Raw genomic sequence first — 19,122 nt, 5'->3', positions numbered from 1 at the left:
CTCTCCCGGGACTTAGGCCCGCGTCCGGCGGCCCCGGCCGAACGCCTCGGCCACCGCCATCAGGTCCTGCTCCTTCTTCAGCAGCGCGCCGAGGAAGGGCAGGTTCTCATCCAGCTTGAAGCTCTGCACGCCGCTGGCCTTGAGCACGGCGATCCAGTCGATGAGCTCGCTGGTGGTGGGCCGCTTGCGCAGCCGCGAGAAGCCGCGCAGCTCGTAGAAGACCTTCAGGGCCTGCTCGGCCAGCTCCGCGTCCAGCCCCGGGTGGTGCACGCCGACGATGCGGCGCATCAGGTCCGTGTCCGGGAAGTCGATGAAGTGGAACACGCAGCGGCGCAGGAAGGCGTCCGGCAGCTCCTTCTCGTTGTTGCTGGTGATGATGACGACGGGGCGGTGCGCGGCCACCACCTCCTCGTTCGTCTCCACGATGCGGAAGCGCATCCGGTCCAGCTCGTGGAGCAAGTCGTTGGGGAACTCGAGGTCCGCCTTGTCCACCTCGTCGATGAGCAGCACCACGCGCTCCTTCGCGGAGAAGGCCTCGCCCAGAGGCCCCAGGCGGATGTAGCGGCGGATGTCCTTCACGTCCCCGTCGCCGAAGCGCGAGTCATACAGGCGCTGCACGGTGTCGTAGACGTAGAGGCCATCCTGGGCGCGGGTGGTGCTCTTCACGTGCCAGGGGATGAGGCGCATGCCGAGCGCCTCGGAGATGGCCTCGGCCAGGAGGGTCTTTCCGGTGCCGGGCTCGCCTTTCACCAACAGGGGACGCTGGAGCGTCAGCGCACAGTTGACGGCGGCCTGGAGGCCCTCGCTGGAGAGGTACTTCTCGGTGCCACGGAAACGGGAGGAGGTGGGCGTCATGGTGTTACCCCCACCTTTAACATCCTCGGCCCGGACGCGCGCCTGGACTGAGCGCTCCGCCTGCCTGAGGCCCAGGCCTCCCCTGCCCGGAGAGGCCTGGCGGCCCAAAGGGGATCAGGTCCCCGGGCTGGGGGTGAAGACGCTGAACTGGTCGGCGTCGATCTTGATGCCGGAGTAGGTCAGCGTGACCTCGCAAGCGGTCGTGAAATCGCAGTTCGCTCCCGTGCACACGGAGCGGAGCAGCAGCGCACCCTCGATGGTGCTCCCCAGCTTGTCGATCGTGTAGGTGGCCGAGGTGGTGTAGACCTCGTTCGGGGCACTCCGCGTGCGCTCGCTGGTGAAGGTGTGCTTGCCGTCGGCCTTGGTGCCCTGGATGGTGTCCGCGCTGATGGCGACGTTCTCGGCCTGGCCAATGTTGTAGTTGATGTTCCCGGGCTCCAGGTACACGGCGTCCTCGATACCCTCCCAGAGAACCCACTGCTGCCGGTCCACGAGGTTCGTGGACTTGTCGTTGATGGTGGTAGGCGCCTGACCCGGGACGTAGCAGCCCGCAGGGGTGTTCTCCGCGGTCACCCGCTGCACGGCCACGCGGTAGATGGAGGGCTGGTTGCCACCACAACCCAGGAAGCTGGTTGCTGCCACGACGGCGACTGCCCACTTGAGCGAACGCATCTGAGACTCCTTGAAATGGAAGAGCTGGGGCGATTCAGCGCCCCCCCGCGCACAGCCGACCCTGGGGGCGGGAACTTTTTCACCGGGGCGGAAGCACCCGGGCGGAGTGTCCACTATCAGCTAGAACGCAAAGCAGGCAAGGGACCAGACGCCCCGGAGTAGCCGGAGCGGGCGGCATGGGTAAAGTCATCTCGTGGCTGCCACATCCTTACGTCTCGTGAGCTACAACGTTCGGTACTTCGGCCATGCGCTTCGCGGCTTGGCGAGCACCACGGGCCCCAAGCGCCGGGTCTCCGCGGCGATTGCCTCGTTGAATCCGCTGCCCGACGTCGTCTGCCTGCAAGAGGTGGAGACGAGCTCCTTCCGCAGCTCGGTGGCCCACCGGCCGAGCCACCCGGGGGAGACCCAGCTGCAGGCCTTCATGGGGCGCATGGTGGAGATCTTCGGGGCCCAGGGCCGCGAGATGCCCTACGACGCCTTCTACTTCCGGGCGCACCACTACAAGCTGTGGGACTTCTCGCTGTACACCACGGGGTTGGCCATCCTGGTGAACCGGAAGACGCTGAGAGTGGACCGGCACAACGTGGAGGCGCCGGCTCAAATCACCTACCACCACGTGCAGCGGCTGAAGGAGCGCAAGCAGAGCCGCATCTGCGCGCACATGCGGCTGCAGCGGGCGGACGATGGGCGGGCGTTCCACGTCTTCAACACGCACCTGAGCCTGCCCACGCCGTTCGCCAAGGAGTTCTGGGCGACGAAGGACAAGATGGGGCGCGGGATGAACCAGCTGCACGAGGCGCGCAAGCTGGTGTCGCTGTTGACGGAGCACTCGCAGGGCGAGCCGTTCGTGGTGACCGGGGACTTCAACTCGCCGCCAGCCTCGCCCGTGTTCCAGTACCTGTGCGACGAGGCGCGGCTCACGTGCGCGCAGGCGTGCGTGGGACAGATTGATCCGAAGTCCATCCGAGGCTTTCCCACGGCGGGCTTCATGCACATGCGCATGCACCTGGACCACCTGTTCTCGGGGAGCGGGGTGCGGTGGCTGGACATGGAGGAGACGCGGCCGTTCGGGGACATCACCAGCCGGTTCCATGGGCTGTCGGACCACATGCCGCTGATTGGGCGCTTCACGCTGGAGGACTCGGTGCCGCCCTCCGCGCCCGTGTCCTCGGAGGGCTGAGGCTCAGGGGAGCGACTTCTCGAGCTGCTCCCAGGCCTCGAGGAGCTCGCGCGTCTTGCGCTCGGCCAGCTCCTGAAACTCGGGAGCGAGGTGGGCGACCTTGTCCGGGTGGTACTGGGCTACGAGCGCGCGGAAGGCGCGACGGGCCTCGTCCTTGGAGGTACCGGGGGCGATGCCGAGCACCTTCCAGGGGTCCATTGCGGGCGGCTCGGGAGGGGGCTCGAACTCGGGCTCGGCGTAGGCGTAGGCGCGGGTACCACGCGGGGGCGTGGGGTCGTTGGAGGGCGGGCGGCGCGAGGCCTTGGGAGCAGCGGCCTTGCGAGGGCCCGGCTTGCGAGCGGGGTCAGGCGCGGGGATGCGGGACGTGAGCTGGCTGAGCGCCTCCTGGAGGTACCAGAGATCCTCGCGGGGCGTTTCCCGCTTGCGCACGACGGCGCGGGGGCGGCCGTTCTCGAGGATGAGGTAGCTGCTCGCGGCGGTATAGGCGTCGTCCTTGCTGCGCGGGTAGAGACGCTCGGCGAGGTCTCCGAGCGGGTCTCGCCACATGCCCTCGATGCTGCCCTCGTCGGCGACGATGACGGTGGTGAGCGCGTGGCCGAAGCTGGCATCGAGGGTGTCAAAGGGCTCGCGCTCCTGCGGAGGCGTCATGTCCTTGCCATGGCGCACGCCCTTCACGAGCACCAACCCTCGCGTCCCGTCCACGAGGGCGAAGAGCTTGTCGCGCACCTGTCTGTCGGAGAAGAAGAGGACGTGGACCACGGGCCAGAGCCTACGCTACAGAAGGGGCCGGCAGGCCCAAGGATCATTCGAGCTGAGCTGCCGGCACTCGTCATCCGGGCCACACATCCCCTCGGCCCGTGGGTCACAAGGTTTTACACAGAAGAACCGGGGGCAGATGAGGCCCTCCGGGCAAGAGGGCCGGCCCGAGCCACAGGGGATGGCACAGGACACATGTGCCTCCTCTGGATGCTCGGGGACATGGAGCACCCGGCACTCCTGCCCTTGGGCGCAGGAAGTCTTCTGACAATTCACCCCGCGCACCCTCACGCAGGCGGACACGCTCCGGTCCCCCACGCGGTTGAACCGGAGGCACTGCTGTCCCTCGGGGCAGCCCTGCTCCTCGCACGTGGGCAGGCACACTGAGCCTTCAGGGCTGTCCGAGCAGAAGAACCCCCGCGGGCAGCTCTCGGGCGCTGAGGGCTGGCAAGCCCGTCCGCAGCGGCCTTCGCGGCAGAGCAGCCCTGGCCCGCAGGCTTGCGGGCTACTCCCAGGAAAGAGGTCACACGCCTCCCCCTCCTGCCGCACGCCCTGCTGAACACAGAGGCGCAGCCGGGGCCCGTTCCCCTCGGAAGGCACCACCTGACACGTCTCTCCCTCCGAGCATTGGAGGTCAGACACGCACTCGCTGTCCGTACAGATCGACCTTCGCAGCTTCCAGTACTTCCGGCAGCCCAGCGGGGGGTCGCAGTCATCACTCTGCTTGCAGTCGCGATGGAAGGTCATCAGCCTCGCCCGGTCTTCCTGCGAGAGCACGGGGCTGACTGGCGCCCCGCCTGGCAGCCGGTTCACAGCTTCGTCTCGCATCATGATGCGAACGGTGAACACCCAGGGGACCACCAGCAGCAAACCCGCGAGCGCGACCAGCGCGAATCGCCACTTCACTGCAAGCACTCCCGAGGGCATGCCGGATCGTCTCGCTCCTCGCAGAGCTGACTCAGCTCCTCAGGTGATGGACAGGGCTGCTCGCCGTTGAGGTCTTCCAGGTACTCTTTCGTGTCCTTGGCTGCGGCCCGGTCCAGGATCCCTCCCCGTCCGAACGAGTGGGGACATCCCATCAGGAAGAAGACCATCCACCCGATTATCGCTGCCTTCCAGCGCATAGCCGCCTCAGCCGCCCCAAAAGCGTTGCCACTTCGGTCGCAGCATACCGCAGCAGCGGGCCCTTCCCCGCCCGGGCGCCGGGAGTCCTCCCTCAGGCCCAGCCGCTCACTCCAGAAGTGCCTATCTCTAGCAGGACGATTGGAGAGAGGCCCGCTGGTGTCCTGCCTGGAAGGTGATGAGCTCGAGCTCCTGATCGATGCCCTGACCGATCCCCTGCTGGCGTGCGATGGCCGCGAACACATCCTCTACATCACCCCCGCCGCAGAGCGGCTGCTCGGATGGAAGGGAGAAGAGCTGCGCGGCCAGCCCTTCTCCCTCCTCGTTCCCCCACGCCTCCAGACCCTCGACGGGAACTCCCTGCTCCGCTACCTGCTCGCACGCCAACAGCAGCAGCCGGGCCACTCCACGCTCCTCCCCTTGAAGCGCCGGGGCGGCGAAGAGCTGCTGCTGGAGATCACCACCGGCCAGGCCCAGCGGCATGGGCAGCAGCGCATTGTCCTGTCCCTGCGCCGCGCCCCCGAGGCCCCCAGCTTCAGCCCCGAGCCCCTCCAACAGGAGGTGTCCCTCGAGCTCTGGCAAAGCGGCCACCTCGGCGCCGCGCGCAAGCCCGACATGGCCGAGCGCCGCTACCAGACCATCGTCGAGAACGCCCCGCTCGGCATCTTCCACTTCGACAAGACGCCCGTCATCACCGCCTGCAATGACTACTTCGTCCGCATCACCGGCTCGTCCAAGCAGTTGCTGATCGGGCTCAACCTGCTGACCCTGAAGGATCCGCGCATCACCCATTGCATCAGCGCCACGCTCAGCGGCAAGCACTCGCACTATGAAGGCGACTACGCCTCCGTCACCGCTTCCAAGGTGACGCCCGTGCGCATCCACTTCGCCCCCTGCCACGACGGTAGCGGCCAGGTGGCTGGAGGCGTGGGCATCGTCGAGGACATCACCGAGCGCAAGAAGGTGGAGCGGGAGCACGCTCGCCTCTTCCGCGAGGCCCAGGAGGCCGTGCGCGTGCGCGAGGACTTCCTCACCATCGCCTCGCACGAGCTGAAGACGCCCCTCACCCCGCTCTCCCTGCGCCTGGCCAACCTCGAGCGCCGCCTGGAGCGCGGCGAGCCCGTGGACCCCTCCTCCCTGCGCCACGCGCGCCAGCACCTGCTGCGCCTCACCTCGCTCATCAATGACTTGCTGGACGCCTCGCGCATCGAGTCCGGCGGGCTCGCGCTCCAACCTCAGCCCACCCGCCTGGACCTGCTCACCGAGCACGTCATCCACGTCACCGAGGGCCTCTACGAAGCCGGGCACCGCATCCTCTTCCACGCGCCCGCCACGCCGCTCCAGGTGCTGGGAGACCCCTACCGGCTCGAGCAGGTGATCGCCAACCTCCTGGAGAACGCGCTCAAGTACAGCCCGGACGGCGGCACCATCCACGTCTCGCTCGAGCCGCGCGGCGACACAGCCCTGCTGTCCGTGAGCGACCCGGGCATCGGCATCCCCGCTGATCAGCAGGAGCACCTCTTCGAGCGCTACTTCCGCGCGCGCAATGTGTCCCCTCGCTCCTATGGAGGCCTCGGGCTGGGGCTCTACATCTGCCGCGACATCGTCGCGCGCCACGGAGGCCGCATCTGGGTGGAGAGCGAGGTGGACCGCGGCTCCACATTTTATGTCGCCCTTCCGACACTGCCCTCGGCGCAGGCGCAGCCCGAGCAAGCGTCGAGTCACACCGTGCACTGAAGTTCTTGCAGACGGGTCTGCAAGAATGACAGCTCCCCTGTCCACCGGTGTTCGCCAGGGGCGGCCAAACGCCCGCAATCCCACGCTCCGGAGACTGGCATGCAGGCTGCTAATGAGAAAGGTGGGAGGCTGGCTCAACACCCAGGAATGGACCCAATGACGACCGAAACCCCCACGCTGACTCGCGAGAAGGATGGCTGGCTCATTCGAGTGAAGATGGGCGGCCGCATTCAGGAAGTGCACTGCACCAACGAGGTGCAGGCCCGCTACTTCGCCGTCATGCTCGCGCTCAACCCGCTGAAGCCCACGCGCTTCCGAAACTGAGCGCTCCGGAGCTCACGGCACACACAACGGCCAACAGCGACAGGCGTGCACGTGGATCTGCGTGGGGCAGGAGTCCGGCTCGCGCAGGGCGGACTCCTGGAGGTACGCGCGCGCCAGGGCTAAGCCCTTCTGGAAGCGGGCGATCTGCTCGAGGTTCTGTAGGAATCGGACCTCCAGGCCCGCCTCGTTCATCTGCTGGGCGCGGGTGAGCCCCTTGCGGGCCAGCTCACCGGCCTCGGACAGACGGTGATCCAGCGTGTAGAGCTCCACGAGCATCTGCTCCAGCTCGGCGCAGCGGGAGTCGAGGTGCTGCTGCTCGCACTCGGGGAGCGCGGTGCGCAGCGTGGCCTCCGCCTGCCCGAGCTCACGGGCAGCGAGCTGCGCCTGGGCCCGCTGGAGCTGGGCGCTCATCAGGAACCAGGGGTCTCCCAGCGAGCGCGCGGCCGCCTCATACAGGTCCACCCGCGCCGGGAGCATGCCGAGCAGTGAGAGCGCGCCCAGGAGGATGTCCTGCTCGCCCGAGGCCTGGAGCTGGCGGATGAAGGCCTCCCCCGCGGTGGCGTCCAGCTTGCCCTCGAGCCCCTGGGAGAAGGTGGCGGCCAGCGGGGCGCGCGTGGCGAAGTCCCGCTTCGCGGTGCGCTCCAGGTAGGTCTCCAGCACCCTGCCGCCGTAGTGCGCATCGAGTGCCTGGGCCACGGGCCGCAGCGCGAGCACCCGCTCAGCGGTGGGAGCGGTCCAGGCGGCCAGGTACAGGGAGCGGCGCGCCATGGGCGGAGCGTCACGCACCTGGCTGTCCGTCAGCAGCGTGCCATCGGCCACCATGCGATTGCCGGCGTCCCACACGGCCTTCCAGCGGTTGTGGCGCTCCTGGCCCTGACGCTCCAGCTGCGCCTTGCGCTCGCGGGCCTCGTCACTCCAGCCGGGCTCGTTGAGCGCAGCCACCTTGCCGAAGCTCTCGGCGGCCAGCAGATCCAACCCCAGCTCACGCAGCACCAGGCCACGGTTCCACAGCGCGGGAGCGTGGTTCGGCGCCTTCTCGAGCACGCCCTCCAGCAGGCTGAGCGCCTCCTCCAGCGCGCCCTTCGACAGCGCCACCACCGCGCGATCGCTGTCCACGTCCGGCGAGGAGGAGAGCTTGCCGAGGTACTCGGCGGCCTGATCCTTCTCGCCCTGCAGCAGGAAGGTGGTGGCCAGGCCGTGCAGGTCGCTCTTCTTCTCCAGCTTCGCCTGCGTCTCCAGCGGCACGCGCTCCACGGGGCGCTCGTTGCCGGAGCGCTTCACGCCGTAGGGCCGCCAGCCACTGGCACCGCCGTAGCTCAGCCGCGCCTCGGTGGAGCGGGTGGGGGCCAGCGCGAGCGTCTCGGGAGTGTTCCCACCCTCCAGGCCCGGCGTCCGCAGCACGGCCAGGGCAAAGGCTGCGGCCAGCGCACCACCCAGCACCACGCTCAGGCCCACGCGCCGGCGGCGGCTCCACGCGGGGCGGAAGGCGCGAGAAGAAGCCGCCGCCTCCTCGGTCTTCCGCGCCGCCTCGACAGGCCGGGCCCTCTCCACAGGAGGCGCCACCGTCTCGGGAGCCGGAGCCTGCTTCGCCTCCATCGAGGCCAGCCGCCCGCTCAGCGCCTGGAGTTGGAGAATGTCATCCAGCTCGGCCTGGCACTGCTCGCAGGTGCCGAGGTGCTCGCGGAAGGCCTCGGCCTCTGAGGGCTCCAGCTCCCCGTCCGCGAACGCGTGCACGAGGTCATGGATGTCCTCGCCCATGTCGCCCATGCCGCTCATGCCTCGGCGCCTCCGGTCACAGTGGGCATCAGCAACTCCTTCAGGCGGCGGCGCGCGCGGATGAGCCGCGTGCCCACGGTGGCCTTGGGGATGCCAAGCCGCTCCGCGATCTCGATATAGGAGCGCCCCTCCAGCGAGTGCAGCTGGTAGACGAGGCGGAACTCCTCGGGAATCTTGTCCAGGGCCTCGCGCAGCTGCTCGGGGCTGATGGCGGCCCAGGCGGGCTGGGCGTCGGGCTCGGGGGCGGCGACCTTCTCCTCCACATCCTCGGCGGACACATCCGCGCGGCGCTCCCGGGTGCGCGAGCGGCACCGGTCGATGAAGATGTGGTGGAGGATGGTGAGCAGCCATGCGCGCCCATCCGTGCCCGGCTTGTAGCGGGACAGGTTCTTCAGCCCACGCTCCAGAGTGTCCTGGACCAAATCCCGGGCATCCGTGGGGTTGCCGCACAAGCGCAGCGCAGTGGCCTGGAGGACGGACTCGTGCTCCCGGATGAACGCGGCGAACCACCGGCTATCAACGGTGGGCTCTGAGAGAGACCGGGAATCCACGAAGGTGGCAGCCTTCGCAGCCCAGTCACGCACAGTCAAGTACCGACCAACCCGAGGAGCAGCGAGCAAGCCAATGTTGTGTAGGGCAACCGCGTTCATTCCCCTCTGGAACGGCGGGCCGCGCAGATCTTCCCGAAGGACTTTCTGAAAGTTTTCGTTGAGGCGGGACGGCCCACACGTCCCGTGCAAGGCGGCTGCGACTTTTCTTGAGCCTCCCGAAATCCCGGGCTTAACGTTCAGCCCTTCACTTTCTGTACGGGAGGGTCACATGAAGAACGCGATGTGGGCTGCGAGTCTGTCGCTGGTGATGGGTCTGATGGTGGGCTGTGGCGGTAGCGTTGCCGACGAGGCCACGCAGGAGCCGTCGCCGTCCAACCTGCAGACCCGCGAAGATGCCATTCCGGACTGTGCGGGGGAGACTTACTACACGGCGTATTTCAGCGACGCGACGTACTCCACGCAGATCGGCGGCAGGGGTTGCTACTGCGGCTCATGGTCCGTGTGGGGCAGGACGAGCACGTACTCGCAGTACAGCACTGAGTGTTTCTAGCAGCTGACCCAACGCCCGGGGGGTGCCTCCCTGCTCCCCCGGACGTCCAGGTGCGCATCAAGACGGGTTCCTGCGGACAAGCTCCTCATTGAGGAGGCCAGCGAAGCACACCCATCCCAGGTACGGCGCCACCAGGGCCGCGGCCGGCTTGTCCACCTTCCGGGCCGCCGCGATATAGGCCGCGATGCTGGCTCCGAGCGCGCCGATGTCCGCGAGCGCAGTCCGCTTGAGGCGCTTCCCGAAGAAGAGCCAGCTCCACGCGGCATTGAAGCCAAGCTGGAGCGCCCACAGCCCCAGAGCCCGCGAGCGAGCAGGCCCGGCCGGCCGGTTCCACACCCGCCAGGCAGACACGGCCATGAGGCCGTACAGCACCGTCCACACCGGTCCGAACACGGCGCTGGGCGGCTGGAACGGAGGCTTGCGCAGCCGCCGGTACCAGAGCTGGGTCCCATGGTCCGTCACGAGCGCCCCCAGAGCGCCTGCCCCCGCAGTCAGGGCACCAAAGACACCGAGTGCTGCGGCGGACTCCGCTCTCAACGACGGGCTCTTCAACGCTGGGCTCGGCTGCATGCTGTTCCTCCAGGCAAAAAGAAAGGGAGAGCGGACCCTCCACCGCTCTCCCCCCTGAAGATGGGCACTACATCGCGGGGATGCCCGCCTCCTCGCGGACACCGGCCTCGCCCGTCACCCCGGCGATGAGCCACCGGCGCACCAACTGGAGGTGCTCGGCCTCCACGCCCAGCGCGGCCTCGAACTGCTCGACGAGCTCGGTCTGCCCCAAGCCCTCGGCCAGCTCGATGAGCAGCTCCCAGCCCGAGTTGTCCGTCAGCTCCGCCACCATCAGCGCCTCCAGGCACTGAATGAGGTTGGTGCGCGGATCCTGCAGCACCTGCGGAATCCCCATGGACGCCACCGCCACCAGATCCGCCGAGGGCGTGAGCGCCGTCGGATCCGCGCCCAGCCTCTCGATGGCCTCGCGGATGAGGACGAAGTGAGACAGCTCATCGCTGAGGATCTTCTCCAGCTGTTCCCGCGAGGGCCCACCCGCCCACGTGCCGTGGATGTCGAACTTGCCCAGGGCCGCCTCGTAGAGCCTCACGCCCGTGCGCTCGAAGCTGAGCCGCTCGCCCAGCTTGTCGATGAACACCGTGGGCTTGTTGCCCTTCAGCAGCTCCTTGGCCGTGGTGAACATGCCCTTGAGGGTGGCCGGCACGGGGACCGTGCCCAAGCCGTCGCTCTCCCGGGCGTAGATGGCACGCACCTCGAGGATGCCAGCCTCGGTGCCCATGGAGCTAGGGATGCCCGCCTTCGCGCCTTCGATGGCCTCCTTGCTGTCGATGGGCGAAGTCTGGATGCCCGTGCGGTTGAGCCCCACATCACTGGACGTCTTCTTCATGACTGCAGCCTCCCTTCCGGCCCGGTGACGAGGCGCTGTCCGCGCGCCGCCACCTCGGTGCCCGGCGTCCACTGGTAGCCCGCGGCGGCCGTCTCGGACGGCGAGCCCTCGGCGTTGAGCGCGTCGCGGTAGACAATCGAGCGGTGTCCCGGCGACAGCTCCGCCTTGTCCACGAAGTCCGGCCCGTTGGCGCGCAGATCCACCTCCTGGTTCAGCACGCGGCGCACGAACTCGCGGTGGCTCTTGAACTCCACGGGGTCGGGCAGCGTGGCCGGCAGCACCTCAGCGGGATCACGCCCCTCGAGCCGCTGGAACAGCTCCATCACGTAGTGGAGGTGGCCCAGCTCGTAGTCCATGAAGCGCTCCCAGATGGCCTTCACGCGCGGGTTGCCCTCGTAGGCCAGGCACGACTGGTAGCAGTACAGCTCCATGGCCTCGTGCAGCATCCACTTCTCCAGCAGCGACTCGTCCGGATCCACCAGCGAGCCGTACTGGGTGACGTGCTGCTCCTCGATGGAGGCGATCTCCGCGTAGAGCTGGCGGGCCACGGGGTCCGCGAACATCGGACCAATGGTCATGTAGTAGTCGTGCGTCTGGAACTCGGCCGCGGTGATGAGCAGCGCGTGAATCTTGGTGAGCGGGTGTGCCGTGCGCATGTCGTACGGCCGCCGCAGATCATCCAGCGGGTGGCGGTGCTCCACCGCGGTGGGTCGGCCCGGACGGATGTCCGAGTAGGACTGGATGAGGGAGTTCGGATCCTTGCCCTCCAGCCGGTCGTACAGGGCGGCATACCGGTACAGGTGGTCAAAGTCCTCGAGCAGCCCAAAGCGGTACGTCTGCGCCATGTACGGGTCCGGCTCGCGCTGGGCCACACTGGCGGTGACTTCAATGGCCACCTGCTCGAAGCCGAGCGTCGTCTCCAGCGGGTTCTGGTCCGCGGGGTTGAGCCAGTTCACCATCGTCTGCTGGTGGTGCTCCATGCGGCGGATGAGCGCGAGCGGCTCGCGCAGTTGGCGGCTGAAGCGGGCCGCGATGTGCTTGAAGCGCAGTGAATCGGCCTCGATGCCATTCATCAGGATGACACGGACGCGGGTGAAGGCGTCGTCATCCAGCTTGCTATAGGTGCGCTGAACCAGGTCCTTCCAGGTGAAGACCTGTCGATCCAGCGGCACCCCCTTCTCCTTGAAGAGATCCAGGGCCACGTCCCGCTCCTTTGAGTTCACACAGGGGTGAATGAGTCGCGGCTAAAGCTTCGACACGCCTCGGCTCGCGGCAATGGACTGAAGTCCGTGGCTGGGACTCCACGGGCTGGGACGGTGGCTCGGCTGGGTGCCCGCTCTCTGGGACTACCAGCGCACCTTCAGGGTCGCCAGGCGGCCCTGCTCGGAGATCTGGCTGTGTCCGACAACGCCCGTGCTCACGCCGCACTCGTCGTAGAGGATGCGCAGCGTGCCCTCCCAGGCGGCCCAGGACGCAGCGCCCATGGGCGTGACCGAGCGAATCTGCAGCACGCCCGAGCGCGGTCCCTCCTGCTTGTAGTGGAAGTCGATCCCCTGGAAGAAGGGGCGGAAGATGGAGGACAGCTGCGACAAGAGCACGCTTGGGTGGCGGCCCTGCTTCGACAGCGTCAGCTGAATCAACGGCTGGAGGAAGCGGGCCGTGGTGCCCTGCGTCGCCGCGTACCCCAGCTTGCGCATGCCCTCCAGGCCCTGGAGCTTCATCACCGCGTTGAAGATGAGCGGCAGCTCGTCTGTGTCCAGCCATGCGGTGGGGGCGGGCGGATGGTCCATCATCCGCTGCACGCGCGGCGGCACCATGGCGCGCACCACGGAGCGCAAGCCCAGTGCGTCCAGGCCCTGGAGATAGGCCAGGAATGTGTTGCCGGAGAACTTCTCACGCCCTTGCTTCTCGAGTTCCAAGCCCACCCCGCTGGCAGCCCCCCCAGTCTAATGCACCCGAGGCGGCTGCTGCGCACGGACAAGGTGACATAGAGTCCGCGCCCATGGGGATGAAGCATGGCGAGTGACGCTGGGAGGATCCTACGGCTGCGCCTCCGCAACCACCTGGCGCTGATGGTGGGCATGGCGGTGGCGGCCACGGCCGTGGCCGCGGGGAGCTGGAAGCTGGGATTGCTGTGGCTGCCCAACCTGGAGCGCATCCTCTATGACAGCGCTCTCACGCGCTTCACCCACCGCCAGGGAGTGTCCTCCGACATCGTCGTGCTGGCCATTGATCAGCCGAGCCTGGAGCGAGTGCGCAACAACCCCACCTACGCGCGCAACTTCGGCAACTATCCGTGGACCCGCAACTTGTGGGCCCATGTGGTGGATGAGCTGGCGTACCGAGGCGCGAAGGCCGTGCTCTTCGACATGGTGATGGACGAGCGCAGCACGGATCCGAGCACGGACGAGAGCTTCGCGCAGGCGGTGCGAGACACGGGCATGCCCTTCTACCTGGGCATGTCCGCGCATCCGAGCACGCCGCCCTTCCCGAAAGTGGATCCCGTCCACGTCCCGAGAGCGCTCACGCCCCCCCGCCCGCTCCCCGCGCAGGCGCCTGGGCAGGATGCCGCGCCGCAGCAGGCCGAGGAGTTCGAGGAGCAGGAGGACCCCTCCCAGGCGCCCACGGATCCCATCGAGACTGCCAAGGTGCTGGCCTTTCCTGTGAAGACGAATGGGCGCGAGCTGCCGCTCCTGGAGTACGAGCCCACGCCGGGCCTGCGCGTGCCAAGCCACATCGTGCCTCCCCTGCCGGTCCTCCTGCCGGAGGCGGGGGGCTTCGGGTTGGTGGAAGTGGAGCCGGATCCGGACGGGAGCATGCGGCGCACCCGCTTCGCGTACTCGGATGGGGTGAACCCGTTCGTCACGCTCCCGGTGGCGCTGGCCGCGGACCTGTTCGGCGCGAAGGAGCTGGAGTTCTCCGGCCGGACGATGCGGCTGGGCTCGCGCGAGTTCCAGGTGAACGAGGACGGCAGCGCGGAGATCGACTTCGGCGGCACCCTCTACCAGCGCTTCCCTCTTGTCCCGGTCGCCGATGTCCTGGACTCGTGGGGGCTGCGCCAGGAAGGCAAGGCCGGGCGGAAGGAGGACCTGGAGGTGCTGCGCGGGAAGATCGTCGTCGTGGGCGGCCTGGCGCTGGGGCTGGCGGACCAGAAGTCCACGCCGTTCATGGCGCTCACCCCGGGCGTGAGCAAGCAGGTGGCAGTGCTGGACAACCTGCTGGCGGGCCGCTTCATCACCGAGACTCCGTTCTGGGTCAGCGTGCTCTTCGGGCTGGGGTTGGCGCTGTTCTCGTCGGTGTTGCTGATGACGCTGCGGCGGCCGGTGCTGGAGTTCGTGTGGCTGCTGGGCATCGTGCCCGTGGTGTTCATGGGGGTGGGCGTCTGCCTGGCGCTGGGGCGTGTGCACCCACTGGCGGCGCTGCCGGCGGCGGCCGGCTTGCTGTCGAGCCTGGGGGCCACGGCCTCCAACCACCTGTTCGCCAACCGCGAGGCCCTGTTCATCCGCGAGGCGTTCAGCCGGTACATGGAGCCGAAGCTCATCGAGCAGATGATCGAGGAGAGCGAGCTGCCCCGGCTGGATGGCGAGGAGCGGGAGATCACCGCGTTCTTCAGTGACATCCGAGGCTTCTCCAGCTTCTCCGAGAGCTTCCGGGACAACCCGCGCATGCTGGTCAGCGTGCTGAACCGGTACCTGACGCGGGTGAGCTCGGCGCTGCTGTACGAGGGCGGCTGCCTGGACAAGTACATCGGCGACGCGGTGGTGTGCCTGTTCGGCGCGCCGGTGAACCACTCGGACCACGCGGTGCGCGCGTGCAAGGGAGCGCTGGCGGTGCAGACGGCGGTGGAACGGCTCCGGGAGGAGTTCCGGGAGAAGAACTTGCCGGACGTGTACACGCGCATCGGCATCAACACCGCCAGGCTCTTCGTGGGCAACTTCGGCAGCGATCAGCTCTTCGACTACACGGCCATGGGCGACGGTATGAACCTGGCCTCGCGGCTGGAGGGCGCGAACAAGGCCTACGGCTCGCTGATCATGATAGGCCCTCGCACCTACGAGCTGGCCAAGGACTCCATCGAGGTACGCGAGCTGGATCAGGTCCGCGTGGCGGGGAAGAAGGAGGCGGTGCGGGTGTACGAGCTGCTGGCGCTCCGGGGCGAGCTGTCCTCGGAGAAGCGCGAGACGGTGAATCGCTACCACGAGGCGCTGGCGCTCTACCGGCTGCGGCGCTTCTCGGAGGCGTCCATCGTGCTGGACACACAGCTGTCGAGGGCTCCGCAGGATGGCCCCACCGCCGCCCTGCTCAAGCGCTGCCAGGAGTACGCGGAGACGCCTCCTCCCCCTGAGTGGGATGGCGTCACGAGCCTGGACAAGTCATAAGGTGCTCACGATGCCCATGCGCAAGAAAGTCCGACTGCTGGCCGCCGCCTTGAGCCTGTGTGCCCTGGGCCCCGCCGGGGCGGCGGAGACCCAGGCCACCACCTTGTATGTGAAGGCCCGGAACACCCGGCTGATGGCCAGCTCGGCCCCCACCGCCAACGTGGTGGCCATCCTCCAGCCGGGCCAGACGGTGGAGTGGCTGGGCGCGGACCCGAAGGCCAAGCAGTGGCACCACGTGAAGGTGTCTGGCAAGCAGGGCGTGGTCTTCCAGTCCAACCTCTCCAAGCAGGCCCCCAGCATGGAGCTCGTCGCCCAGGACGGGGGGAAGAAAGAGGTGAACGCCGGGGTCTTCGCCAGCTCGGGCGCGGCGGTGAGGGGCCTGAGCGATGGCGCCATCAAGTATGGTCAGGGCAAGCAGGATGTGGACCTCCAGGAGGCCGTGAAGCAACTCCAGGCGCTCGAGACGCACTCCGAGAAGATCACCTCCGAGGAGCTGGCCGCGCATGCGAGCAAGGCCAAGCTCTTCCCCGTGGTGGGTCCCCGGACCACGGCCTCGCGAGGTGGCAAGTGAGCGCCCGTTCCTGGAAGCCCTTCGTGGCGGGCCTGGGCGCCCTGACGCTGTCGTGCTCGGTGATCCCGGCGACGTCCAAGCAAGCGAAGCAAGAGCGCGCCGAGTGCCAGAAGCTGGCGCAGCCTCCCTCGGTGGAGGAGGAATACGCGCTGGGCGGCGCCGTGGCCCTCAACTGGGTTCAGCAGGGCGGCGGGCTGCTCCCGCTGGAGACGGACGAGAAGCTCGTTCACTACGTCAACGTCGTGGGAAAGAACCTGGGCGCGCAGTCTCAGCGCCCCACGCTGAGGTGGACCTTCGGCGTGCTGAAGACCCCGGAGTCCTTCAACGCGATCTCCGCCCCCGGAGGCTACGTCTTCGTCACGCGGGGGCTGCTCCAAGGCGTGGAGAACGAGGCGCAGCTCGCCGGAGTGCTCGCGCACGAGATTGCCCACATCACCGGCAAGCATGTCCTGACGCGCTACGGCAAGCTCAAGGTGTCGCAGTGCGAGCGGGCGGTGAACAGCCGCGAGAACAACAAGCTGGTGAGCCACTTCGGTCTCGATGTCACGCCCCGGTTCTCGGATGAGCTGAACGGAGTCCTCGGCAAGTGGAACGGTGTGCTGGACCTGGACCACCACCTGGAGTTGCTGGGGAACTTCGCGGACAGTACGGTGAAGGACCTGACCGAGAACGGCCTGGACAAGAACGAGGAGTACGCTGCGGACGAGGAAGCGGTCCGCCTGCTCGTCTCCGCCGGGTATGACCCACGGGAGTACCTGGAGTTCCTCGCCAAGATCCCCGACGGGCGGAACAGCTTTGCCAAGCACCCGAAGAAGGTGGATCGCGTGAAGCGGCTGGTGGCGATGCTGGAAGGGCCCCAGCAGCCCACCGCGGACTTCCCCGAGCCGCTCGCCAGCACCGAGGGGCTGGTACAGCCTCCGCTGCCTCCCGAGTTCGCCGCCTCCGTGAAGAGCTCGGCCTCCCGCGGCAAGCCGTAGCGCTCGACTCCTCCCCCTCTCTTCCCGCAGTGCAGGCCGGGAAGTACGCTGCGCGCGCCGGGAGCCCCATGCCCCGGCTCACTCAATGGGGGAACCGTGTCCCAGAAACTGCACCGCCGCACCCTCTTGCAGTCCATCGTCGCGGTCGCGGCGACGACTGCGTTTGGCTGCAACGAAGAAGAGACGACCGAGCAGCAGGCAGCGCAGTCGCGCGCCTATTTCCCGCAGTCCGTGGCCTCGGGAGATCCACGCCCCGACAGCGTGGTGCTGTGGACGCGCGCCGTGGATGAGGAGCATGGCGGAGACGTCACCCTGTCGCTCGAGGTCTCCACCGAGGAGAGCTTCGGCACGCTGATCGCCAACCCCAAGGGCCTCCAGGCGCTGGTTGCGCACGACAACGCCCTCAAGGTGAAGGTGACGAACCTGTCGCCGCGCACCACCTATTACTACCGCTTCGTCTACGAGCACGACGGCGAGCGCTTCGTCTCTCCGGTGGGCCGCACCAAGACGGCGCCGGCGCCGGGGGAGGACGTGGCGGTGAAGCTCGTGGTCGCCAGCTGCCAGGACTACGTGGGGCGCTACTACAACACGTGGCAACGCCTGACGCAGCTCGGCCTGGACGCGGACGCCATCGTCTTCCTGGGCGACTACATCTACGAGACCACGGGGGACCCGGCCTTCCAGTCCACGAACACGCTGCGCGAGGTGAAGTTCCAGAAGCCGGAGGAGGCGCTGGTCCAGAAGACGGGCTTCTTCCAGTACTACGCGGCGCAGTCGCTCTCGAACTACCGCGACCTGTACAAGACGGTGCGCTCGGATCCCGTCATCCAGAAAGTCCACGAGCGCTACCCGTTCATCAACATGTGGGACGACCACGAGTTCTCCAACGACTGCTGGGGCTCGAACGCGACGTACGAGAACGGGCGGCGGACGGAGAAGCAGGACGACCGGCGGCGCAACGCGGAGCAGGCGTTCTTCGAGTTCCTGCCCATCGACACGGCGGGCACCGCCGGCGAGGGCTCCATCGACGTGGACGCCGAGCCGAAGTACCCCAACACGCGCATCTACCGGGACTTCGAGTTCGGCAAGCACGTGAAGCTCATCGTCACCGACTACCGCACCTACCGTCCGGACCACCTCATCCCCGAGGACGGCTACCCGGGCGCAGTGGTGATGGACGAGACGGTGCTGGCGGCGCTCGGCGCGACGCCGGCCTTCGCGAACGACTTGTTCGCATATGTGGACTTGGACGCGACGGAGTACGAGCAGCACAGGGCCACGCTGCGGCAGGTATACGTGGCACAGTCGCAGCAGGCGGGGCTCACGCAGCAGGAGGCCTCGGCGAAGGCGGCCACGTGGGTGAAGGGCAAGCTGGCGCTGGCCTACGTGAACCAGGTGCTGGCGGCAGCGGGCGCGGGTGCGCTGGCCATTCCTCCGGCGGGCAAGCCCCGGGGCCTGGCCTTCGTGCACATGGGCAAGCTGAACCCGTTCGACGTCCGGGGCACGCGCAACATCGTCATCAAGGACACGTATGACTTGTACGCGGCCTACCGTTACGCGGCCACGCAGACGGCCAGCGAGAACGCGCTGGGCACCGAGCAGGAGACGTGGCTCAAGGGCAAGCTGCAGGCGGCGAACACGTGGAAGTTCATCGTCAGCTCGGTGTCGCTGTCGGCGCTGATGCTGGACCTGAGGCAGAAGACGGACATCCCGGACGCCTCGTTGCGGCAGCGCTTCTACTTCACGACGGACCAGTGGGATGGGTTCCCGACGAAGAAGAAAGAGCTGCTCACGTACGTGAAGAACAACGTGAGCAACGCGGTCTTCCTGTCGGGGGACATTCATGCCTCGTTCGCCTCGGTGGAGGAGGGCGTGCCCACGCTGACGGCGCCGTCCATCTCCTCCAGCTCCATCAAGGAGGAGGCGGGCACGGCGGTGCAGGGCGCGGGCTTCGCGCAAGGCAGCCCCATCTACCGGTACATCGCCGTGGAGACGGACCAGACGCTACGGGCGGCCAACCCGAACATGGTCTTCTCCGAGGCGGATCGGCATGGCTTCCTCGTGGTGGAGGCCAAGCCCGGCGAGGTGCTGGCCACCTACCACCTGCTCCCCAGCAGCGAGGTCCACAAGGACTACACGAAGCGGACGCCGAACGAGCTGCAGCGGCAGTTCATCACCCACGCGCTGCGCGTGCAGAACGGCACCATCACGAACGCCTGATGCGTCCTGGCCTGGGGGGCGCGTCCCATGCGCCGCGCTCCCCGGGCGTTCCTCCT

At 67.8% G+C, this 19,122-nt stretch carries 17 protein-coding genes; 8 read left to right on the top strand and 9 right to left on the bottom strand.

The window, feature by feature from the left end:
- Nucleotides 1-12 precede the first annotated feature (12 nt).
- Entirely contained in the window at nucleotides 13-855 is an 843-nt protein-coding gene (locus DB31_RS03920; RefSeq protein WP_044182502.1) for an AAA family ATPase, read from the bottom strand.
- A gap of 114 nt (nucleotides 856-969) precedes the next feature.
- The gene (locus tag DB31_RS03915; protein WP_044182499.1) at nucleotides 970-1,527 is read right to left on the bottom strand and encodes a hypothetical protein; all 558 of its coding nucleotides are present in this window, start codon (nucleotides 1,525-1,527) and stop codon (nucleotides 970-972) included.
- 193 nt (nucleotides 1,528-1,720) lie between these two features.
- Between DB31_RS03915 and DB31_RS03910 the strand changes: the two genes are divergently transcribed.
- A complete protein-coding gene (locus DB31_RS03910; RefSeq protein WP_044182496.1) occupies nucleotides 1,721-2,707 on the top strand; it encodes an endonuclease/exonuclease/phosphatase family protein in 987 nt (328 codons plus the stop codon).
- A 3-nt stretch (nucleotides 2,708-2,710) separates the two neighbouring features.
- On the opposite strand, the gene DB31_RS03905 is transcribed toward DB31_RS03910, so the two are convergent.
- Nucleotides 2,711-3,466 (bottom strand): J domain-containing protein, encoded by a 756-nt coding sequence (locus tag DB31_RS03905; protein ID WP_044182493.1) that lies wholly within the window; start codon nucleotides 3,464-3,466, stop codon nucleotides 2,711-2,713.
- Between the two features lie 1,278 nt (nucleotides 3,467-4,744).
- Between DB31_RS03905 and DB31_RS03890 the strand changes: the two genes are divergently transcribed.
- Together DB31_RS03890 and DB31_RS49565 are read left to right on the top strand one after the other, a co-directional pair.
- Entirely contained in the window at nucleotides 4,745-6,322 is a 1,578-nt protein-coding gene (locus tag DB31_RS03890) for an ATP-binding protein (RefSeq protein ID WP_240486512.1), read from the top strand.
- A 156-nt stretch (nucleotides 6,323-6,478) separates the two neighbouring features.
- Complete coding sequence (locus DB31_RS49565) at nucleotides 6,479-6,646, top strand: hypothetical protein (protein ID WP_169787005.1); 168 nt, start codon at nucleotides 6,479-6,481, stop codon at nucleotides 6,644-6,646.
- Nucleotides 6,647-6,658: 12 nt separating this feature from the next.
- Here the strand turns inward: DB31_RS49565 and DB31_RS03885 are convergent, their stop codons facing one another.
- Both DB31_RS03885 and DB31_RS03880 read right to left on the bottom strand, forming a co-directional pair.
- Nucleotides 6,659-8,422 (bottom strand): anti-sigma factor family protein, encoded by a 1,764-nt coding sequence (locus DB31_RS03885; RefSeq protein WP_044182481.1) that lies wholly within the window; start codon nucleotides 8,420-8,422, stop codon nucleotides 6,659-6,661.
- Nucleotides 8,419-8,973, bottom strand: coding sequence for an RNA polymerase sigma factor (locus DB31_RS03880; protein ID WP_240486511.1), 555 nt, complete (start codon nucleotides 8,971-8,973; stop codon nucleotides 8,419-8,421). The genes DB31_RS03885 and DB31_RS03880 overlap by 4 nt, the downstream gene beginning before the upstream one ends.
- Nucleotides 8,974-9,241: 268 nt before the next feature.
- Here DB31_RS03880 and DB31_RS03875 point away from each other — a divergent pair, with 268 nt between their 5' ends.
- Entirely contained in the window at nucleotides 9,242-9,523 is a 282-nt protein-coding gene (locus DB31_RS03875; RefSeq protein WP_044182477.1) for a hypothetical protein, read from the top strand.
- Between the two features lie 57 nt (nucleotides 9,524-9,580).
- Here DB31_RS03875 and DB31_RS03870 read toward each other — a convergent pair whose 3' ends face one another.
- The 4 genes from DB31_RS03870 to DB31_RS03855 all read right to left on the bottom strand — a co-directional run bounded on the left by DB31_RS03870 (nucleotide 9,581) and on the right by DB31_RS03855 (nucleotide 12,844).
- Nucleotides 9,581-10,093, bottom strand: coding sequence for a TspO/MBR family protein (locus tag DB31_RS03870; protein ID WP_044182474.1), 513 nt, complete (start codon nucleotides 10,091-10,093; stop codon nucleotides 9,581-9,583).
- Nucleotides 10,094-10,160: 67 nt separating this feature from the next.
- A complete protein-coding gene (locus DB31_RS03865) occupies nucleotides 10,161-10,919 on the bottom strand; it encodes a ferritin-like domain-containing protein (RefSeq protein WP_044182471.1) in 759 nt (252 codons plus the stop codon).
- Nucleotides 10,916-12,121, bottom strand: coding sequence for a hypothetical protein (locus DB31_RS03860; RefSeq protein WP_044183801.1), 1,206 nt, complete (start codon nucleotides 12,119-12,121; stop codon nucleotides 10,916-10,918). Before DB31_RS03860 ends, DB31_RS03865 begins: the two co-directional genes overlap by 4 nt.
- A 144-nt stretch (nucleotides 12,122-12,265) precedes the next feature.
- Nucleotides 12,266-12,844 carry a hypothetical protein gene (locus DB31_RS03855; protein WP_240486510.1) on the bottom strand — a complete coding sequence of 193 codons (579 nt, stop codon included), beginning with the start codon at nucleotides 12,842-12,844 and terminating at the stop codon, nucleotides 12,266-12,268.
- A 90-nt stretch (nucleotides 12,845-12,934) separates the two neighbouring features.
- Here DB31_RS03855 and DB31_RS03850 point away from each other — a divergent pair, with 90 nt between their 5' ends.
- The 4 genes from DB31_RS03850 to DB31_RS03835 all read left to right on the top strand — a co-directional run bounded on the left by DB31_RS03850 (nucleotide 12,935) and on the right by DB31_RS03835 (nucleotide 19,066).
- Nucleotides 12,935-15,298, top strand: a complete 2,364-nt coding sequence (locus tag DB31_RS03850) for an adenylate/guanylate cyclase domain-containing protein (protein ID WP_044182469.1) — start codon at nucleotides 12,935-12,937, stop codon at nucleotides 15,296-15,298.
- 16 nt (nucleotides 15,299-15,314) lie between these two features.
- On the top strand, nucleotides 15,315-15,869 hold the full coding sequence (locus DB31_RS48560; RefSeq protein WP_052419769.1) for a hypothetical protein: 555 nt from the start codon (nucleotides 15,315-15,317) through the stop codon (nucleotides 15,867-15,869).
- Nucleotides 15,866-16,846, top strand: coding sequence for a M48 family metalloprotease (locus DB31_RS03840; protein WP_044182465.1), 981 nt, complete (start codon nucleotides 15,866-15,868; stop codon nucleotides 16,844-16,846). Before DB31_RS48560 ends, DB31_RS03840 begins: the two co-directional genes overlap by 4 nt.
- 96 nt (nucleotides 16,847-16,942) lie before the next feature.
- Nucleotides 16,943-19,066 carry an alkaline phosphatase D family protein gene (locus DB31_RS03835; protein WP_052419701.1) on the top strand — a complete coding sequence of 708 codons (2,124 nt, stop codon included), beginning with the start codon at nucleotides 16,943-16,945 and terminating at the stop codon, nucleotides 19,064-19,066.
- The last annotated feature ends 56 nt before the right edge of the window (nucleotides 19,067-19,122 follow it).

It is taken from the genome of Hyalangium minutum (assembly GCF_000737315.1).
GTDB lineage: Bacteria > Myxococcota > Myxococcia > Myxococcales > Myxococcaceae > Hyalangium > Hyalangium minutum.
Note: the sequence above shows the minus strand (reverse complement) of the source record. Positions and strands in the feature narration are given on the sequence as shown.

What these genes read in the sequence shown, in the direction of transcription:
- DB31_RS03920 (WP_044182502.1), bottom strand. Translation starts at nt 855, where the DNA reads ATGACGCCCACCTCCTCCCGTTTCCGTGGCACCGAGAAGTACCTCTCC.
- DB31_RS03915 (WP_044182499.1), bottom strand. Translation starts at nt 1,527, where the DNA reads ATGCGTTCGCTCAAGTGGGCAGTCGCCGTCGTGGCAGCAACCAGCTTC.
- DB31_RS49565 (WP_169787005.1), top strand. Translation starts at nt 6,479, where the DNA reads ATGACGACCGAAACCCCCACGCTGACTCGCGAGAAGGATGGCTGGCTC.
- DB31_RS03885 (WP_044182481.1), bottom strand. Translation starts at nt 8,422, where the DNA reads ATGAGCGGCATGGGCGACATGGGCGAGGACATCCATGACCTCGTGCAC.
- DB31_RS03875 (WP_044182477.1), top strand. Translation starts at nt 9,242, where the DNA reads ATGAAGAACGCGATGTGGGCTGCGAGTCTGTCGCTGGTGATGGGTCTG.
- DB31_RS03870 (WP_044182474.1), bottom strand. Translation starts at nt 10,093, where the DNA reads ATGCAGCCGAGCCCAGCGTTGAAGAGCCCGTCGTTGAGAGCGGAGTCC.
- DB31_RS03865 (WP_044182471.1), bottom strand. Translation starts at nt 10,919, where the DNA reads ATGAAGAAGACGTCCAGTGATGTGGGGCTCAACCGCACGGGCATCCAG.
- DB31_RS03850 (WP_044182469.1), top strand. Translation starts at nt 12,935, where the DNA reads ATGGCGAGTGACGCTGGGAGGATCCTACGGCTGCGCCTCCGCAACCAC.
- DB31_RS48560 (WP_052419769.1), top strand. Translation starts at nt 15,315, where the DNA reads ATGCGCAAGAAAGTCCGACTGCTGGCCGCCGCCTTGAGCCTGTGTGCC.